The 18023-nt window shown below is 50.3% G+C and carries 11 protein-coding genes and 1 tRNA gene; 6 read left to right on the forward strand and 6 right to left on the reverse strand.

Annotated elements, in window-relative coordinates; translation table 11 throughout:
- Positions 1 to 285: 285 nt before the first annotated feature.
- Together J5A66_RS01860 and miaB are read right to left on the reverse strand one after the other, a co-directional pair.
- Positions 286 to 360, reverse strand: a tRNA-Arg gene (locus J5A66_RS01860).
- Between the two features lie 116 nt (positions 361 to 476).
- The gene (gene miaB / locus J5A66_RS01865) at positions 477 to 1796 is read right to left on the reverse strand and encodes a tRNA (N6-isopentenyl adenosine(37)-C2)-methylthiotransferase MiaB (protein WP_211790781.1); all 1320 of its coding nucleotides are present in this window, start codon (positions 1794 to 1796) and stop codon (positions 477 to 479) included.
- A 139-nt stretch (positions 1797 to 1935) separates the two neighbouring features.
- Here miaB and J5A66_RS01870 point away from each other — a divergent pair, with 139 nt between their 5' ends.
- Positions 1936 to 2724 carry an ABC transporter ATP-binding protein gene (locus tag J5A66_RS01870; RefSeq protein WP_249110001.1) on the forward strand — a complete coding sequence of 263 codons (789 nt, stop codon included), beginning with the start codon at positions 1936 to 1938 and terminating at the stop codon, positions 2722 to 2724.
- A gap of 149 nt (positions 2725 to 2873) precedes the next feature.
- On the opposite strand, the gene J5A66_RS01875 is transcribed toward J5A66_RS01870, so the two are convergent.
- The 4 genes from J5A66_RS01875 to J5A66_RS01890 all read right to left on the reverse strand — a co-directional run bounded on the left by J5A66_RS01875 (position 2874) and on the right by J5A66_RS01890 (position 8860).
- Complete coding sequence (locus J5A66_RS01875; RefSeq protein ID WP_211790783.1) at positions 2874 to 3278, reverse strand: HIT family protein; 405 nt, start codon at positions 3276 to 3278, stop codon at positions 2874 to 2876.
- Positions 3279 to 3371: 93 nt separating this feature from the next.
- A complete protein-coding gene (gene greA, locus J5A66_RS01880; protein ID WP_211790784.1) occupies positions 3372 to 3839 on the reverse strand; it encodes a transcription elongation factor GreA in 468 nt (155 codons plus the stop codon).
- Between the two features lie 358 nt (positions 3840 to 4197).
- Positions 4198 to 5853 carry a SusD/RagB family nutrient-binding outer membrane lipoprotein gene (locus J5A66_RS01885; protein WP_211790785.1) on the reverse strand — a complete coding sequence of 552 codons (1656 nt, stop codon included), beginning with the start codon at positions 5851 to 5853 and terminating at the stop codon, positions 4198 to 4200.
- Positions 5854 to 5866: 13 nt separating this feature from the next.
- Entirely contained in the window at positions 5867 to 8860 is a 2994-nt protein-coding gene (locus J5A66_RS01890) for a SusC/RagA family TonB-linked outer membrane protein (protein WP_371742872.1), read from the reverse strand.
- A gap of 697 nt (positions 8861 to 9557) precedes the next feature.
- On the opposite strand from J5A66_RS01890, the gene J5A66_RS01895 reads away from it, so the two are divergent.
- The 5 genes from J5A66_RS01895 (at position 9558) to J5A66_RS01915 (ending at position 17890) form a co-directional block, all read left to right on the forward strand.
- On the forward strand, positions 9558 to 10142 hold the full coding sequence (locus J5A66_RS01895; RefSeq protein ID WP_211790787.1) for an RNA polymerase sigma factor: 585 nt from the start codon (positions 9558 to 9560) through the stop codon (positions 10140 to 10142).
- Positions 10139 to 11071, forward strand: a complete 933-nt coding sequence (locus J5A66_RS01900; RefSeq protein WP_211790788.1) for a FecR family protein — start codon at positions 10139 to 10141, stop codon at positions 11069 to 11071. Before J5A66_RS01895 ends, J5A66_RS01900 begins: the two co-directional genes overlap by 4 nt.
- 407 nt (positions 11072 to 11478) lie before the next feature.
- A complete protein-coding gene (locus J5A66_RS01905) occupies positions 11479 to 15006 on the forward strand; it encodes a TonB-dependent receptor (RefSeq protein WP_211790789.1) in 3528 nt (1175 codons plus the stop codon).
- Positions 15007 to 15018: 12 nt separating this feature from the next.
- A complete protein-coding gene (locus J5A66_RS01910) occupies positions 15019 to 16797 on the forward strand; it encodes a RagB/SusD family nutrient uptake outer membrane protein (protein WP_211790790.1) in 1779 nt (592 codons plus the stop codon).
- Between the two features lie 190 nt (positions 16798 to 16987).
- Positions 16988 to 17890: an endonuclease/exonuclease/phosphatase family protein gene (locus tag J5A66_RS01915; protein ID WP_211790791.1), complete on the forward strand. Its 903-nt coding sequence runs from the start codon at positions 16988 to 16990 to the stop codon at positions 17888 to 17890.
- The last annotated feature ends 133 nt before the right edge of the window (positions 17891 to 18023 follow it).

Raw genomic sequence — 18023 nt, forward strand, 5'->3', positions numbered from 1 at the left:
ATCTCAGGATTTCGTGCAGAAAATCTTTTTTGATGCCCAGAATCTCAGGATTTCGTGCAGAAAATCTTTTTTGATGCCCAGAACCTCAGAGTTTCGTGCAAAAAATCTTTTGGGGGATCAAAATCTTTAAGGTTTCGTATAGGAAAAGTTTCTTCCCTACTCAAACTCTCAGGGTTTGAGTAGGGAAGATCAAATGAGAGCTCTAATCAGTTCCTTTTTCTATAGGGAACATGAAGAGGGGGCAGAAAAGGAAGTATTACGGGTGTGTGGGGGTGTTTTTCTAAGTGGTACTTCCACCGGGAATCGAACCCGGATCAAAGGTTTAGGAAACCTACGTTCTATCCATTGAACTATGGAAGCGGCGTGCGAGACACGGCTGCAAAGGTACGGCAAAAGATGTAGACGGCAAAATCTGTGTTTGCTTTTGTTCCTGAGCCGATGTGTTTTCTCGCTACGGAGGAGAAGTCGGGTGGGTATTATTCTTCTGCCTGTCCAAAGAGGGTGGCACTGGTGCTACCGGTGATTCTCACTTTGACGTATTGGCCGATGTGGTGGTCACCTTTGTCGAAGACGACCATTTTGTTTTGCTCGGTCCGCCCGCAAAGCTGTTCGCGACTGCGTTTGCTGGGGCCTTCTACCAGGACTTCACGCAGCCGTCCTTCTTCGCGACGGTTGGCTTGGGCAGAGTTCTCGTTCTGAACTTGAATGAGTTCGTTCAATCGGCGAATCTTCACCTCTTCGGGAACATTGTCGGGAAGATGCTTGGAGGCGTAGGTTCCGGGGCGTTCGCTGTATTTAAACATGAAGGCAGAGTCGTAGCCTACGGTGCGCATGATGTCGAGGGAGAGTTGGTGGTCGGCCTCCTCTTCGCCGTGGTAGCCCACGAAGATGTCGGTAGAGATACCGCAGTCGGGCACGATTTCTCGAATGGCACGAACGCGACTGAGGTACCATTCTACGGTGTATTTGCGGTTCATGAGCCGGAGCACTTTGTCCGACCCGCTTTGGATGGGCAGGTGGATGTGGCGGCAGACATTCGGTTCTTGAGCGATGACGTGGAGAGTTTCGTCGCTCATGTCTTTGGGATGAGGCGTGGAGAAGCGGATGCGCATGGTGGGAACGGATCGAGCAATGGTGCGGAGAAGCTGGGGGAAGTCGACTGTGGCGTGACCGTTTTGGAATCGATAGCTATTCACGTTTTGCCCAAGTAGAGTGACTTCTTTGTAACCTTGGCGTTGCAACTGGCGAACTTCGTTGAGGATGCTTTCGACATCGCGGGAGCGTTCTCTGCCGCGGGTGTAGGGCACGATGCAGTAGTGACAGAAGTTATCGCAGCCGCGCATGATGCTGACGAACCCGCTGACCTTGGCCAGTGCAACGCGCTGGGGAAGGATGTCGCGGTAGGTTTCGGTTCGGGAGAGGGCGATGTCGATGGCTTTGTTGCCGGCTTCAGCTTGCGCCATCATGTCGGGGAGGTTCAGATAGGAGTCAGGACCAGCTACGAGCTGAGCGTGATGGTTCTCGAGAAGATCTTCTTTCACGCGTTCGGCCATGCAACCGAGTACGCCAAGAATCACCTTCCGACCTTTCTTCTGCTCGGCATGCAAGGTGTCCAGGCGGGCGTAGATTTTGTTTTCGGCGTTTTCTCTCACGCTGCACGTGTTCATGAAGATGGCATCGGCCTCCGCTTCGTGCTCGCAGAGTTCGTATCCGGCCATCTGCATGACCGAGGCGACTACTTCGCTGTCTGCCACATTCATCTGGCAACCGTATGTTTCTATATAAAGCTTTTTCATTATTCTTTGATTTTGGATGCAAAGGTACGAAATATTTTCACAACGACTGTGGCTGCTTCTGCCGGATGGAATGAGAAAACGGGAGGCTCTGACTCGTATTACAGCGTTCTTTTATACCTTTGCTACCATGAAAACGCTTATGCTCGAGAATCTGTCGGTGGGATATGATGACGGGGGAAGAGAACCCCGCGTGGTGCTTTCGGGCATTAACGCAACCCTGCGGGCCGGCGAACTGACGGTCTTAGTGGGTGGCAACGGTCGAGGGAAGTCTACTTTGCTACGAACGCTGACAGGGTTTCAGAAGGCGCTGGCTGGTAGAACGATCTATCGAGAACAACCGATGGAGGTGGGGATCGACTTCACCAGACTATCTGTTTCTCAACGGGCGCGGATGGTGGGTGTAGTACTCACGGCGCAGACGGCGGTGAGAAATCTCTCTGTAGGGGAGGTGGTGGCCTTGGGTCGCTCGCCCTACACCGATTTTTGGGGCGGATTATCCGCGGGAGACAGAGAGGTTGTGACTCGCGCTCTCCATCTGGTGGGCATCGAGGAACTGAGACATCGACGGGTGCAGACGCTGAGCGATGGTGAGCGACAGAAGATGATGATTGCTAAAGCCTTGGCTCAGCAGACGCCGGTGATAATGCTTGACGAACCGACGGCCTTTCTCGACTTCCGGAGTAAAGTGGATGTTCTGCGGCTTCTCCGAGGATTGGCGCACGATACAGGGAGGATTGTTCTGCTCTCTACCCACGATTTGGAGCAAGCCATACCGCTATCGGACAAGCTGTGGGTGATTCGAGATGACAACACGTTGGTCGTAACCTCTGTCGAGGAGCAGGGACTGCTGCGCGAACCGACAGAGAGCGAGAGTTATACACGGCAGTTGCTGCAATTGTTTGCTCCCGAAACGACCGTGTCGAGGTGAACCACGTATCGGTTCTTTCTCTTTTATAAAAAAGAAACCTGTCAGGCAAGAGAGCCCGACAGGTGAGAGGGAAGGTGAGAGTGGCCTTTGTTTGGGCGTTCGCTTTCCGAACGAACAAAATAGGGAACGGCTCTCTCGATAATTGTTTCTTAATCCTTTTGTCGACAGAATTCGGCGTAAATCTTCGCCGCTATTTCTTTCATCTTTGCTTCAGGAAGTGTCAGTTTCTCGCGTTTAAAGTCGGCATCGGCCTCTGAGTTCAGCGGGATGAGATGGATGTGGGCATGCGGAACTTCAAGGCCCAACACCACTTCTGCCACTTTGATGCAAGAAAGCACCGCCTTGACTGCCTTTGCTACGCGTTTGGCAAAGACGTGAAAGGCAGCCAATTCGTCGTCGTTCATGTCGAAGATGTAGTCTACCTCGCGTCGCGGAATCACCAACGTATGCCCTTCGACAAGCGGATGGATGTCGAGAAAGGCATAGAAATGCTCGCTCTCTGCGCATTTGTAACTGGGAATCTCACCCGCCGCAATCTTACTGAATAGGTCCATAACGAATGTTGTTAAGTGAGTCTTGCCTGTTGCAGCCTTCTTGGCAAACTTCGAGGCAAGCGTATCGTTTTTTTCTTGTTGTCAGTGGAAGAGTTATCCCACTGTAATCTTGTCGATTCTCAGCTTGATGGTGCCTCGCGGAATGGTGATTTCCACCTCGTCGCCCTCCTTTTTGTTGAGCAGTCCCTGTGCGATCGGTGTCGTGATGGCGATCTTCCCTTCCTTTAGGTTGGCTTCGTTTTCGCTCACGATGGTGTAGCACATCTTAGCTTGGGTGGCAAGATTGGTCATCTCTACTTTGGAAAGAATCTGCACGGCATCTGCGCTGAGACGCGAAGTGTCTACGATTTTCGCCTCGTTGATGGCCAATTTCATTCTGTTGATGCGGTCTTCCAGATGGGCCTGTGCCTCTTTTGCCGCCTCATACTCCGAGTTCTCACTCAAGTCGCCTTTGTCTCTTGCTTCTGCAATAGCCGCTGACGCCTTCGGACGCTCTATCGATTCGAGTCGTTGCAAATCTGCTACGAGTTTCTCGTAGCCTTCTTGTGACATGTAAGCCATATTCTTTAAAACTTTAAAATGTTTGTCGTTTTGTTTTCCGGTGACAGTAAAATAATAAATCCCGACAGCCATCTGTTGCCGGAATTTGTTACTCTAAAGTCTTGATTATGATTGTTTTCGCTGCAAAGATAGGCATTATTTCCATATGGGCCAACTTTTAATTGCTAAATATTCTTATGCCCATTTCTCAGCGAAAGCACCACAGTCGCGTTCTTTTATCAGTCAAGACGAAATAAAAACGAAGAGGTGAATGCTCGCTCTTGTCGAACGCAGCACCCACCTCCTCTTATCTTTTAATACTTTTATCGAAGTGTCACAGGGACGATAGCTAAGCGGCAGTCCCTATTTTCGGAGTATATCAGAAGTTAGACACATTCTGTTTGTCCCACCAAACCCGTGTTCCGCCGATGTCGCCTCTGAATTGTGTACTGGAATTTTCCTTGTTCAGTAGGTCGATACCCTTCTGCAATTCCGCGTTGTTGGTGTTGATGGCCACCGTCGAGTAGATGAGTCGGCGAATCTGTTCGTTGGTGTCGATAGTACCTTCGCTACTGTTCACCCGATTGGGGAAGAGCTTCGGATATCCTGTTCGACGATATTCGGCCCAAGCCTCGGTAGAGAGCGGGAAGTTGGCAATCCACTTTTGGGTGATGATGCGTTGCAGTTTCTCTTCGTTTGTAGCACTGTTGTCCCATTTTACGGAGAGCGTATTCATTGCAGCATGATTGTTGGCAGAGTTGGCCGGGTCGACATAGTTGGTTTGTATGGTTGTTCCGTTGATGTAAGCCGTGATGTCCGCATTGCTGATACTGGTAATACCGGCATAGACGCCCTTGTATTTCACCTCGTTTTGGATGGACACCTTGATGCCCTCTTCATAGAGATCTTTTGCCGTTCCGCCCATATTCCAGCCTCGTAGCGCACCTTCTGCACGCAGGAAGTAAGCTTCGGCCACCTTCATGACCGGCAACGGAGTAGCATAATCGCACACAATCGACGAGTAATTGGTCCATGCGTTGGGCTTATTGGGTAGATTGGAACCGCCGCGGATGCCGAGATACTTCGTATTCTTGGCTACAACAACAGCGTTGTTCACCTTCACATCATCCGCATTCTTTTTCATATACAGAGCGATGCGTGGGTCATTGAATCCCTCCATGATCGTAACCAGGCTGGCATTCATGCCGCAGTCGCCCCAAGCAAACATTCGTGTGAGTTCGTTGCTCAAGCCATGGTCGATCAGAATGTCTCTGTCCGATGCCGTGAGCACGCCGCCGGCTACAGCTTCTTCAGCCTTTTGTTTGGCCAAAGCAGGATTGGCCTTCACGATGCGCATGGCATAACGTAGCTTAAACTGATTGGCCACCTTGATCCAAAGTTGTTTATCGCCATTGCACCAATAGTCGAATGCCTTCATTTGGTCGGCAGTCGAAGTGCCATGTTGGAAACCTTGAATAGCATCGTCAAGCAGTTTGAAGATTTCTGTGTAGACATCTTCCTGCTTGTCGTAGGCGAAAGACACGCCATTGCTTGCGATAACCGACTTATAAGCAATGGGTCCGTAGGCATCGGTAGCGTTTGCAGTGGCATAAGCCTGAACAACGCGCATCACAGCGGCGAAGTCCGAGATACCCTTTTCATCGCAAGCCTTGATCAGACGACGCGTATTATTAAAGATGTGCAAGTAATAATTCTCATACATACCCCCGCAAAAACCTCGGTTGAGCTTATAGTCGGCGTTGCCGTTACCACTGAAGTTGTGCGGCGTCATGAAGTAACCGCCAAAGAGGTCTATGCTCAAGTTGGTCCAAAATTGGAACATATTCTGGTGGGGAGCATAAACATAGGTCATCGGCTCTATGAACTGTGCTGCGAAAGGCAAGTTGCTAGGATCTACTTCATACTGGTTCGTATTGAGATCGTTGAAATCTCCCGTACATCCGCCGAGCGTTATTCCGCTTGACACAAACAAGGCGGAAGCCGCAGCGAGTGTAATAATTCTATTATATTTCATAGGATGTCGTATTTTAGAAGTTAAATTTTAAGTTCAGACCGAAGCTCCGAGACGAAGGAAGGGTAAACATGTCCACTCCCTGCCAGCCGTTTCCGGTTCCGAGAGACACGTCCGGATCCATCGGAGCATCTTTATAGAAGAAGAAAAGGTTACGACCGATGAGCGAAGCAGTGAGGTTTTTGCCATAGCCCAGAAGGTTACGGAAGGTGTAACCCAACGAAAGTTCACGCATCCGCACGTTGGTAGCCTTGTAAACATACAGTTCGTTGGCATACTGAGAGTTGAAATTGGTGGCTCCCACGGTGGTATAGAACTTCTTCGCGTCGTATTCCACTCCTTCGAACACAACCTTACCGGCATTGCGAGCTGCTCCCGAGCGTTCGGAAACTCCCCAACCATCGAGCGTAGCCTCCGTCATGGAGAGCACCTTTCCACCCAACTTACTGTCGATGAGGAACGACAGCGTGAAGTCTTTATAGTTAAAGGTATTGCTCCAGCCCATGTTTACTTTGGCATTCATGTCGCCCACGTACTTCATATCTTTCATTCCGTCGCCGCCCAGACTGGGAGCACCGCTGTTGACCACCGGTTTCCCATCGCTGCCGCGTTTGATTTGCCGCACGTAAAGGTCGCCATAGTGTCCGCCCTTTTTGAGAATCACCTTCGCACCGCCATAGTCTGCGAGTGTCAGTCCATCAGAGAGTCCGTCGACAAGCTCCTTTATCTTATTCGAGTTATAGGCCATGTTGAAGCGAGTCACCCAGCTGAAGTCCTTATTGAAGTCCTGTCGCCACGAAGCACTGAGTTCAAAGCCGCTGTTTTGCACGTTGCCGGCATTTACATATTGCTGGCGGAGCCCCGTTTCCCAAGGAGCTTCCACGGCAAAGAACTGGTTCTTGGTGTTGGTTTTATAATAGGTGAGATTCACTTCCAGACGATTATCGAAGAACATACCGTCCAAGCCCACCTCGATAGAGTGGCTCTTTTCCGGTTTCAACGTAGTGAACGGAGCCTTAGAAGGCGGAGTGAGTGAACCTAAAGAGCCCAATGTGTATCTGGGGTTGCTCATAAATACGGGCACATCGTTACCCACGATAGAGTAAGAAGCACGAATCTTGAGCATGTTTACTTGCTTTCCGAAGTGAACAAACTTGTCGAGCAGCACACTGGTGCCCACAGAAGGATAGAAAAACGACATTCCGTTGGTGAAAGCCAGTGCCGACGACCAGTCGTTGCGGGCCGTAACATCCACGAAGAGTGCGTCTTTATAGCCGAACTGTGCCGTTGCAAAGATGGCGTTCAGGCGTTTATCGGTGCGTGAGGGAACGACAGACATCTGGTAATAGTTGGACGGCATGAAGACATTCGGATAATAAGCATTGCCCGAGGGTTTGCCATCCGTCATCACAAACTTAGAGTGTCCCCAGCCGATGAGATAGTTTCCTGTGCCCTTGGTTTTGGTAAAGCTGGTACCGGCGGTCACCGACAAGGCATAGATGTCTTTCCAAGTGTGGTTGTAAGAAGCGAGAAGGTCGCCGTAGAACTGTTCGTTGAACGTCTGTGAGTCCTTCATTGTGCCCATTTTATCACGTCCTCCCTCGCTCGAGGCATGCTGATTGAGCACCCAATGGTCGTCTCCGCGTTCGTAGCGCAGACGTCCTGTGAGCGACAGGCCTGCCATGATGTCGTATTTCACGGTTGCGCCGAAGTCGTAACGGTTGCGATCGTTGATGGGCACTTGTCGGTTCGTCATCCAATACGGGTTGGAGAACTGCTCTTGGGCCACATTGGTCCATCGTTGCACGTTTGTATTGAGGGTGGGATCGTAGGCTTCGAATTTGTTTTTGTATCCATCCCAGTCTTCACCTCTTGGGAAGAGATAGGCACCCGTGAGCGGATTGCTCAGGAAACCCGAGGCAGCCTGGTTCTTGATGTGCTGTTTGTTCAATCCTGCGCTTACGTCTACGTGGATGTTGTCAAGCACATTGAAGCCCACTTTTGCCAAAAGATTGTGGCTATTGTAAGTATTGCCCGGTGTGATGCCGTTAGAGCGCACATTGGCATAGGAGAAATAAGAAGAAATCTTTTCTGTTCCGCCTGCGATAGCAATCGAATTGTTCGTGGTGAAGCCCGTGCGGAAGAAGTCTTTGGCATAGTTTTTAGCTGCAGTGCCCAACGGGTTGCCCCAGCTAAAGGTGCCGCTGTTGCTCATGCCATACTGGTTTTGGAACTTCGGTAGCACCAATGGCGTTTCCATCGTCGTGTTGCTCGACACCGTGATGCCCACTTTGCCCGCCTGGGCCGACTTGGTTGTAATCATGATGGCACCGTTAGCGGCCACTGCTCCGTAAAGGGCTGCAGCCGAAGCACCCTTCAAAAGCGTGATCTGAGCAATGTCATCCGGATTGATGGTAGACATGGCATCGCCTCCGTCATGACCTCCGCCATAGTTTCCGCTTACCTGCGAATCGGAGATATTCATCATCAAAGGCACACCATCGAGTACAATCAGCGGCTGGTTGCTACCGCTAATCGACTTGCTTCCACGGAACAGAATTTTCGAGGCTCCGCCTGCACCCGTCGAGTTGGGCGTAATCGAGAGGCCTGCGCTCTTTCCCTGAAGCGAGTTGATCATGTTGATGTTCTTGATTTCGTTCACGTCTTTTCCGCCAACGGTCTGTGCGGCATAAGCAAGCGACTTGGCTTCGCGCTTGATGCCTAAGGCTGTGACCACCACTTCGGTCAAAACCTCCGAGTCGTCGTTGAGTGTGAAGTCGAGTTCGCGTCCGTTCCACACGGCCTCTGCACTTTTAAAGCCGATGAACGAAACCTGAATCACCGCTCCCGCTTTGACGTTAGAGAGCGAGAAATTGCCTTCCACATCCGTTGTTGTGCCGCGCTGTGTGCCCTTCACAACCACGGAAGCACCGGTCACAGGTTCACCTTTGGCATCTCTTACCACACCTTTGCATACACTGTTTTGTTGTGATGCCTGCGGTAAAGGCATACCATGGGCCCCTGCAAACGCTGCGTTTGCAGACAATGCCGACAAAGCCAGCATGAGGCCTACAATTTTCAATGGTCTATACATAAACACGTTTTTTATAGGTTTGTAATAATATGAGTGTCGATTGTTGTTGTAGATTGTTTGTTGCGACAGCGTTATGGTTGCTGTTATAGGACGATAAAAGTACGACTTTTCTGAAAAGGGAGACGAACGAAGACGACTAAAATTACAGGATTCTCTTATTTTTATACAAATTAAACATAAAACACGTGTAAATTAGTGGTGGTTAACACGCCAAAGTGCGCTCCATGCCGAGTGCTCGCTCTACTACTACTTACCCCTCTTCTTCTAACAACACTCCATCTCTTAGCTTTTGCATCTTGTTTTCTTAGCTTTCGCCGTGCGTTTTCTTAGCTTTTAGCGTGCCAAAGCTAAGAGATGGAAACGTGTTTTGTAACTCGTTGATTAACAGATGGATAGAAAGGCGTTGTGGAAGTCTGGCTTTTCCGTCGTTTTTTGCTACCTTTGCATGGGGCGAAACGAGCCATAGATGGCACCGAGGGACGAGTTTTCCGAAGTCGTAAAGCGTTAAATGATGTTAGACTTTCGGTGTAGTCCTATTGTTATCGGCAGTTTTCTTCGATATGATTAATAGAAGCCTATTTCTCGACGATGCTTCCTTAAACACTTGCACACGATGGACAATCTTTACCGCGAACTACTGTTGGTGGCCAAAGACAGCGAATTGGCTTTCAATGGCTTTATGCACAGGTTTTCCAATGTGCTCTATTGTCATGCCTATGGCATTCTGGGGAGTCGCGAGATGGCAGAAGAGGTGGTGAGCGACACGTTTTTCGAGGCTTGGAAAACTCGGAAACACCTTGTGGAGATGGACAACGTGCGTGGCTGGCTCAGTAGGGTGGTCTATCGAAAATCGGTAGACTATCTGCGGCGAGAGAAGAAACGGCTGAAGCCTATCCATGTGGAAGACTTCGGGATAGAGGCTTTCTCTTTTCCCGATATGTGCACACCGTGCGACACACTCATCTCTTCCGAAGAACTCTCTGCCATCAACGCCGCCATCGAAACACTGCCCCCGAAGTGCAAGTACGTGTTTTTCCTGGCCAAAGTGGAACGTTTACCCTATCAGGAGATTGCCGAGATGCTGAGCATTTCTCTCTCCACGGTGAACTATCACGTCAATTATGCCCTTCAGGCATTGAAAAACCGACTTCTCAAACAGCACGACGAGGAGAGACAATTCAAAAAGAAAGAACGATGAACAAGAACATAGACGACCTGAAATTCGGCTCTTCCCCGGAGGAAACGTTGCTGGAGGATTTTCTCTTGCGCAGCGAGCCGCGCCAGATAGACACCACCGGCTTGATGGGAAAGGCCTATGCCAAGATTGCGATGCAGAAGAAACGGACGCGACGCAGACGGACTTTTCTTGCCGCAGCGGTAGTTCTGCCTCTTGTCTTTTGCGCTGTTTGGATGGCCCTGCTGTGGCCTCTTGGTGGGCCGAAAGGAGACGGACGGATGCAGCCGGCTACCCATCGGGCACCGATGATGCTGCAAGCGGAGGTGAGACCGGGAGACACAATGCACCTAACGCTGCCCGATGGCACGCGGGTGATGGCCAATTCGCGTACGCGCATCTCGTGGCCGGAGGCCTTTTGCGGAGCTACACGCGACGTATATATCAAAGGTGAAGCCTATTTTGAGGTGGCCCACGACGGTGCTTGCCCGTTTGTGATTCACACGGGGCAGTTTGATGTGCGGGTGTTGGGTACGAAATTCTGTGTGGACAACTATGATGAGCAGGCTGCAAAGGTGGTGCTTGTGGAGGGCTCTGTCGAGGTGGAGACGCGCAATAACGACCGAGTGCGGATCCGTCCGAACGAGAAACTCCGCGTCTGTGGCGGTCAGTTTGTCTCCCGCGAGTCTGTCTCCACTGCCGATGAACTTTGTTGGTTGCAGGGCATGATTCGTCTGCAAGGCGACGAATTGGGCCGCGTGGCGCAGCGTTTGGAATATTATTACGGTAAGAAAATCGTTGTCGATCAACGCCTGCAACATCAACGGCTTTACGGAAAACTCCTTATTCGCAATTCCGTCTCTACTGTTCTCTCCAATCTTTGCAGTATTGCTGGCGCGCGGGTGGTGGCCGATGGGCATTCTGTTACACTGCAAGGCGGCGAGGGAGCCTGACAAAGGGGAGGATGAAAAACAATTCAATTCTTTCCAATTCTTGCAAAATTGGAAAGAATTGGATAACTTTGCGGTAACCCTCAAATGGCAGAACACGATGAATAAGATAGAAAAAGCACCGCAGGTTAGTCTGGAGGAGATGGTGAAGACGATGCTGGAAGAAAGGCATTCGGAGCTTGTTGATCAATGAATTTCTAACCTGGGGAGGTTATTTAAATAAGGTGAAGAACAGAAAATGGGGAAGAAGACGTGAAAAAAATTATGATTTTTCTGTAAAAAAGTTCTTTTCCGACCTATAGATTTAAAAAAATCTTTCGTCTCTATCTATAGAAGCGCGTCGCATCAGGCTGTCGGCGCAGAAGCAATCTGCTATCAATCATTATTCATATATCTAAATCACATACCACATGCGAGAGAAATTCAGACAAGAAACAAGGCGTTGGCAACTGTTGCAACGCTCTGTGTCGGCATTGCTGTTGATGGCACCTTTGGGAATGTTTGCTGCTCCCACGGGCTCCGATCGGTTGGCGAATGTTTGTTATTCTGTTGCCGCAGAGCAACAGACAGTGGGCAGTGTGCTCGGTTATATCGAGAAGAATAGCAACTATGTCTTCTTGTATAATGCAGAGGTTCAAAAACTGCTGAACAATAAAGTGTCTGTGGCACTGGGCAATCGACCCGCGATGGACATTTTGAAAGATCTTTGTAGGGCTGCGGGATTGACTTTCCGTACATCGGGAAATCAAATCACCCTGACAGCGGACAAGCATTCGTCGACATCGAAAAGCGAAAAGACGGGACAACGAACCATCTCGGGAACGGTGACCGACGCTGCCGGAGAACCTATCGTCGGAGCTACCATCTCGGAGAAAGGAGGACGCAACGGCGCAACAACCAATATCAACGGAGAGTTCTCTCTGGAGGTGAATACCGATAATCTGCTCACCATTTCTTACGTGGGATTTACTCCGCAGACGCTGAAACCGCGCGAGGGTATGCACGTTACGCTGAAAGAAGAGGCGAAAGGATTGGACGAAGTGGTGGTGATCGGCTATGGTACCAAGAAAAAGGCGAACCTCATTGGGGCGGTTAGTTTGGTAACTTCCGATGAACTGAAAGACCGTCCTGTAAGCAGTGTTGGTCAGATGTTGCAGGGTCAAGTGCCCAACCTCAATATTTCGTTCGGCTCGGGTATGCCCGGCGAAGCTACCAAACTGAACATCCGTGGAGCCACTTCGCTGAAGAATACGGGTGCTCCACTGGTGCTCATCGATGGTGTTGAGGGTGACATCGATAGGATCAATCCCAACGATATCGAGTCGATTTCGGTTTTGAAGGATGCCGCTTCGGCCGCCATCTACGGAGCTCGTGCTGGCTTTGGCGTGATTATCATCACGACGAAATCTAACAAAGACGGTCAGGCACACATTACTTATAATGGACGGTTTAGCTTCTCTGCTCCTACGACGAAAACCCAATTCATGACCAATGGTTATGAAACTGCTAAGTTGGTAGATACGTTCTTCAATGCTACCTCGGGCAGCAGTTATTCTAAACTCACAGCCGACGACTACAAAGAACTGGAAGCTCGCCGGTATGACACGGTGGAAAACCCTGCTCGTCCCTGGGTAAAGGTGGGTACAGATGGTCGTTATCACTACTACGGAAACTTCGATTGGTACAACTATCTCTTCGATTTTTCACAGCCCACATGGAGCCATAACCTCAGTATCAATGGCGGTAACAGCAAGATGAACTACATGTTGAGTGGCGGAATGAACGATAGAGATGGCGTTTATGCCCTCAGTAACGATAAATATCGTACGCGTACGCTCATGGCGAAGTTCAATGCGGAGGTCACTCCCTGGTTGAGCATCTTCAGTAGTGCGTCGTTGTTCAAGTCGAAATACCATCAGGCAGGTTATGACTTCGAAGGAGGCGGCAACGTGGGCAACCTTACTTTCCACGCCATGCCTTGGCTCGTACCCGTCAATCCCGATGGAACGAACGTCTATACGTTGCCCAATACCAGCGATAAACCTGCCGATGGATTCGCTGCGATGCTGCGTACCGGCAATGGCTTTACCTCGGTGAACAAGACCGAACAGACCTATGCCGTGGGCGGTGTCTTAAAGTTGATGGAGGGATTGGAGCTGACCGGTAAGATGACTTATCGCACTTTCGTGAAGGATAAGTTGGCACGTACGGCCAATTTCCAATACTCCGAGCGACCGAGCGTGATTCAAACGGCTAATACTGGCTTCTTTGGCAATCGCCTGAAGGATGGCAGAACGACGAGTGATATTTACGTTTACGACCTTTATGGCAACTATCACAAGACTTTTGCAGAGGCTCATAACCTCACCGTTATGGCGGGTATGAACTACGAAAAGGGAAGTTTCAAATGGGTAGAACCCTCGGGCAACGACCTGCTCTCTGAAACACTGAACGACCTGGCCTTGTCTGTAGGAGCCAAAAATGTGAAGGCTTGGCGCAACGAATACGCACTGCTGGGTTACTTCGGACGATTGAGCTACGACTATTTAGGTAAGTATATTGCCGAAGTCAACATGCGTTACGACGGCACTTCGCGTTTTAAGAGCAGCGATAGATGGGGCTTCTTCCCCTCGATGGCTTTGGGTTGGCGCATCAGTGAAGAGCAGTTCTTCACCTCATTAAAGCCCACCATCAGCAACTTGAAGCTACGTTTCTCGGTAGGTTCGCTGGGCAATCAGGTGACGGATGGTTACACCAATCCTTACTATCCCTATATTCGTACGATCTCATTGGAGAACACCACGAAGTTCAATTATATCTTTGACAACGCCCAAACCGTCTATGCCAAGATCGGTGCACCCGTCTCTGGCAGTCTGACTTGGGAGACTGTAGTGACCAAAAATGTGGGTCTCGACCTCGGTTTGCTCAACAACCGACTCGGACTTACCCTTGATGTCTATCGCCGTAACACCAAAGACATGTTGGCAACATCGCTCACGCTGCCTGCCGTTTATGGTTATTCGGTTCCTTTAGAGAACAATGGCGAACTGCGCACTACGGGTTTCGAACTCGCTGTTAGCTGGAACGATAAGTTCCTTTTGGCCGGAAAGCCTTTCTATTATGGTGTCACTGCGAGTCTGGCCGACAGTAAATCGAAACTCGTCAAGTATAAAGGCAACGAAACAAAGGTGCTTGGCAGTTACTATGAAGGTATGGAATGGGGCGAAATTTGGGGCTATCGGGTAGAAGGAATCTACCAAACCGATGCTGAAGTAGCGGCCCGTGGCGTCGACCAATCTTTCTTAGGAAGCAAGTTTAGCAACAAAGCCGGCGACTTGATCTTTTCCGATTTGGATGGAAACAATAAGATCAACAATGGCAAAGGCACGCTCGAAGACCATGGCGACCTGGTGAAACTGGGTAATTCTCAGCCCAGATACCACTACGGTTTCTCGCTCAATCTCTCTTGGTATGGTTTCGATATGTCGATGTTCTGGCAGGGAATAGGTAAGCAACATGTCTATCCCGGCGACAACAACATGATGTTCTGGGGTCCGTATGCACGTGCTTACAGTTCGTTTATCCCCAAAGATTTCCCCGAAAAGGTGTGGTCTACGGAGAATCCCAATGCTTATTTCCCACGTGCCGGACAAGATCAGGCTCGCTGGTTTACCATGAGCAAGGTGAACGATCGCTATCTACAGAACGTGGCTTATTGCCGTTTGAAGAACTTCACTGTGGGTTATACCCTGCCCAAGACGCTGACAAAGAAGGCTTATCTTGAAAAGGTGCGCCTCTACTTCAGTGGCGAAAACCTTCTTACCACCACGAAGTTGAAGAGCGACTACTTAGATCCCGAGCAGATGACAACCGACAGAAACGGTCGCGTTTATCCCTTCTCGAAGACGTTCTCCTTCGGACTTGACGTTTCATTTTAAAGCTATCCCATCATGAAAAAGCTATTTATAACTCCATGTCTGGTTGCAGCGGCGTTGCTGACGAGCTGTAATCTCGACTTGGTTCCGCAAGATAAGCTTGCCGATACCAACTATTTCAATAATCGGGCAGAGCTGGAAGCCTTCACCAACGGTTTCTATTCCAGCATCCCGGAGGCTGCAACTCTGTATGGAGAGACGGCCGACATCATCATCCCCTCTACATTAACGTCCGAAGTTCTCGGAACTCGCACCGTGCCAGGTTCGGGCGGTGGATGGAGCTGGACGACCCTTTCAGACATCAATACCTTCTTGCAGGGATCCAATCGTTGTCCCGATGAGGCCGCTCGGAAGGAGTATCAGGGTCTGGCACGTTTCTTCCGGGCCTACTTCTACTTTGATAAAGTGAAGCATTTTGGCGAAGTTCCCTGGTTCGACGAGCCGTTATCCTCTACCGATGGCCGACTTTACGCACCGCGAACAGCCCGCAACGAGTTGATGACCAAGATAAAAGAAGATCTCGATAACGCCATCGACAACCTGCCAACAGCCAAGAGTACCTACCGCGTCACCAAGTGGACCGCTTTGGCTTTGAAGTCGCGCGTCTTCCTTTACGAGGGCACTTATCGCAAGTATCACGGCATAGCCGGTTACGAACAGTACCTCAATGAAGCGGCATCGGCAGCAGAAGCCTTCATCGACAACAGTCCTTACGGCATTTATAACGAAGGTTCGCAGCCCTATCGCGACCTCTTTGCCTCGGACAATGCAAAGAACACGGAAGTGATTTTGGCCCGCAACTTCAACCTGAAGCTCAACATCGTGCACAGTGCCAACCAGTATTTCTTTGCCGCAGGCACGTCTCCCGGCGTGAATAAGAAGATTGTGGACAGCTATTTGATGAAAAACGGCACGCGGTTTACCGACTTAGCCGGCTATCAAACCAGGCAGTTCTACGCCGAAACGCAGAACCGTGACCCACGTCTTTCGCAGACAATCGTTACCCCGGGCTTCACCCGTATCGGCAGTTCGACGGTGCTTCCGCCCGACTTCTCCGCAGCCACCACGGCCTATCAGATCATCAAATGGGTGAGCGATACTAAATCAGACGGTTACAACAAGTCGCACAACGACATGATCATCTTCCGTTCTGCCGAGGTGTATCTCAACTTTGCAGAGGCCAAAGCCGAGCTGGGCACATTGACACAGACCGACTTAGACAAGTCCATCAAGAAGATACGCGACCGTGTGGGCATGCCCAACCTCAGTCTCACGGCGGCCAATGCCAACCCCGACCCCTATCTCTCGGCAGCCGAAACGGGCTATCCCAATGTGAGCGGGGCCAACAAAGGCATCATCTTAGAGATTCGTCGTGAGCGCACCATCGAGCTTTTGGCAGAAGGATTCCGCTACGACGACCTGATGAGATGGAAGGAAGGAAAAGCCTTTGAGAAGCAATTCAAGGGCATGTACATTCCCGCTCTCGACCCCGTGAAGCACTATGTAGTGTGCGATCTCAACGGAAACGGCACGATAGACAACAACGATATCTGTATCTACGATGGCTCGTTGCCCAGCAAAACCACATATACAGAGCTGGCACCCATCAGGTATTTCCGTAAGTTGAACACAGAAATCCGTTTATCCGGAGGCACAAGCGGCGGCAACATCATCGTGCATGACATTGCCAACGGTGCTCGCACCTGGAACGAAAACCGCGATTATCTCTATCCCATCCCGCAAGATCAGATTACGCTCTACGGCGGTGTGATACAGCAGAACCCCAATTGGTAACCCCTATTTACGGCGGGTGGGACCATCGAAAGGGCTCGATGCCCTGCGATGCGCCTACCCGCCGTTTTCTATCAAGTTCATTCACACATTCAGGAAAACAGAAAAAAGGCTATCGTTCGTCACGAAAGCGAACGGGCGAAGCCACTCGAAAATTCATCGATTCAACAACTTATTTATATATATATTTACAATGCGACATTTTCTTCACCCCTCTCTCATCCTCTCCACCCTTGCCTTTTGTGCCCTGCCCATGATGGGATGCGGTGGCAGCAACGGGTCTACGGGGAACATTCCCAACTTCCAACCCAAACCCGAAACGGAGACCTACAAGTATGAAAAACCCGCCGGCACACTGCGGCTGATGACCTACAACAGCTACTACTGCAAGAGCAACACAGGCGCACCCGCCTTTACCGACGAGAATACGCGAGCCTTTGGCGAGGTGATTAAGGCCCTGAATCCCGACGTTATCGCCATTCAAGAGCTCGACAGTGCCAGCCGTGAGCGTTTCAAGCGTTATCTTCTGCAAGACATCCAGCGAGTGGCGGGCAGCGACTACGAGATTGTTTTCGGTTCGGCAGCCAAGTACGACGGTGGTAAAATCGGCTGTGGTGTGATGTATAAAAAGAGCTTGCAGCCCAAGTCCATCCGTCAGGTAGAACTTCCTGGCAAAGAGGCGCGCAAGCTGGTTATCATCTCTTTCCCGCAGTTCACCTTCGTTGGCACGCACCTCGACTTAGAGGCGCGCCATCGGCAGAGCAGCATCGACCTGCTGCAACACGAGCTGCCGGCCTATGACACGACTCCCATCTTCTTTGCAGGCGACCTCAACGATAGTCCCACATGGAAGCCGGAAGACTCTGCTTTCCCCAAGATACAAACGCTTTTCAACATCATCAGTGCCACGACGGGCAGTCTTCCCGGTCAGCCCAACGTCACGATCGACTACGTATTGGTGGACAAAAAGCACGCCTCGCAGGTGGAAGTGAAGCAGACCAGCGTCGTATCGAAACTTCAGATCGATGGCACAACGAAAGACATCTCCACCGTTTCCGACCATTATCCCGTCTTTGTAGATGTCAAGTTGAAGTAGTTGTACGTCGACAAGTTGACACCTCATTTTTCAAAAGATAAGCTTTTGACCTTCAAAACATGGTCTTTTGACTGTCAAAACACGGTCTTTTGACCTTCAAAAGATAAGCTTTTGCAAGGCGATGTTTTATTGA

The sequence above is a fragment of the Prevotella sp. oral taxon 475 genome, assembly GCF_018127805.1.
Taxonomy (GTDB): Bacteria; Bacteroidota; Bacteroidia; order Bacteroidales; family Bacteroidaceae; genus Prevotella.

Coding starts and splice junctions, on each gene's coding strand:
- J5A66_RS01875 (WP_211790783.1), bottom strand. CDS start 3,278: ATGGACCTATTCAGTAAGATTGCGGCGGGTGAGATTCCCAGTTACAAA.
- J5A66_RS01890 (WP_371742872.1), bottom strand. CDS start 8,860: ATGCCTTTACCGCAGGCATCACAACAAAACAGTGTATGCAAAGGTGTG.
- J5A66_RS01905 (WP_211790789.1), top strand. CDS start 11,479: ATGCGAGAGAAATTCAGACAAGAAACAAGGCGTTGGCAACTGTTGCAA.
- J5A66_RS01910 (WP_211790790.1), top strand. CDS start 15,019: ATGAAAAAGCTATTTATAACTCCATGTCTGGTTGCAGCGGCGTTGCTG.
- J5A66_RS01900 (WP_211790788.1), top strand. CDS start 10,139: ATGAACAAGAACATAGACGACCTGAAATTCGGCTCTTCCCCGGAGGAA.
- J5A66_RS01870 (WP_249110001.1), top strand. CDS start 1,936: ATGCTCGAGAATCTGTCGGTGGGATATGATGACGGGGGAAGAGAACCC.
- J5A66_RS01915 (WP_211790791.1), top strand. CDS start 16,988: ATGCGACATTTTCTTCACCCCTCTCTCATCCTCTCCACCCTTGCCTTT.
- greA (WP_211790784.1), bottom strand. CDS start 3,839: ATGGCTTACATGTCACAAGAAGGCTACGAGAAACTCGTAGCAGATTTG.
- J5A66_RS01885 (WP_211790785.1), bottom strand. CDS start 5,853: ATGAAATATAATAGAATTATTACACTCGCTGCGGCTTCCGCCTTGTTT.
- miaB (WP_211790781.1), bottom strand. CDS start 1,796: ATGAAAAAGCTTTATATAGAAACATACGGTTGCCAGATGAATGTGGCA.
- J5A66_RS01895 (WP_211790787.1), top strand. CDS start 9,558: ATGGACAATCTTTACCGCGAACTACTGTTGGTGGCCAAAGACAGCGAA.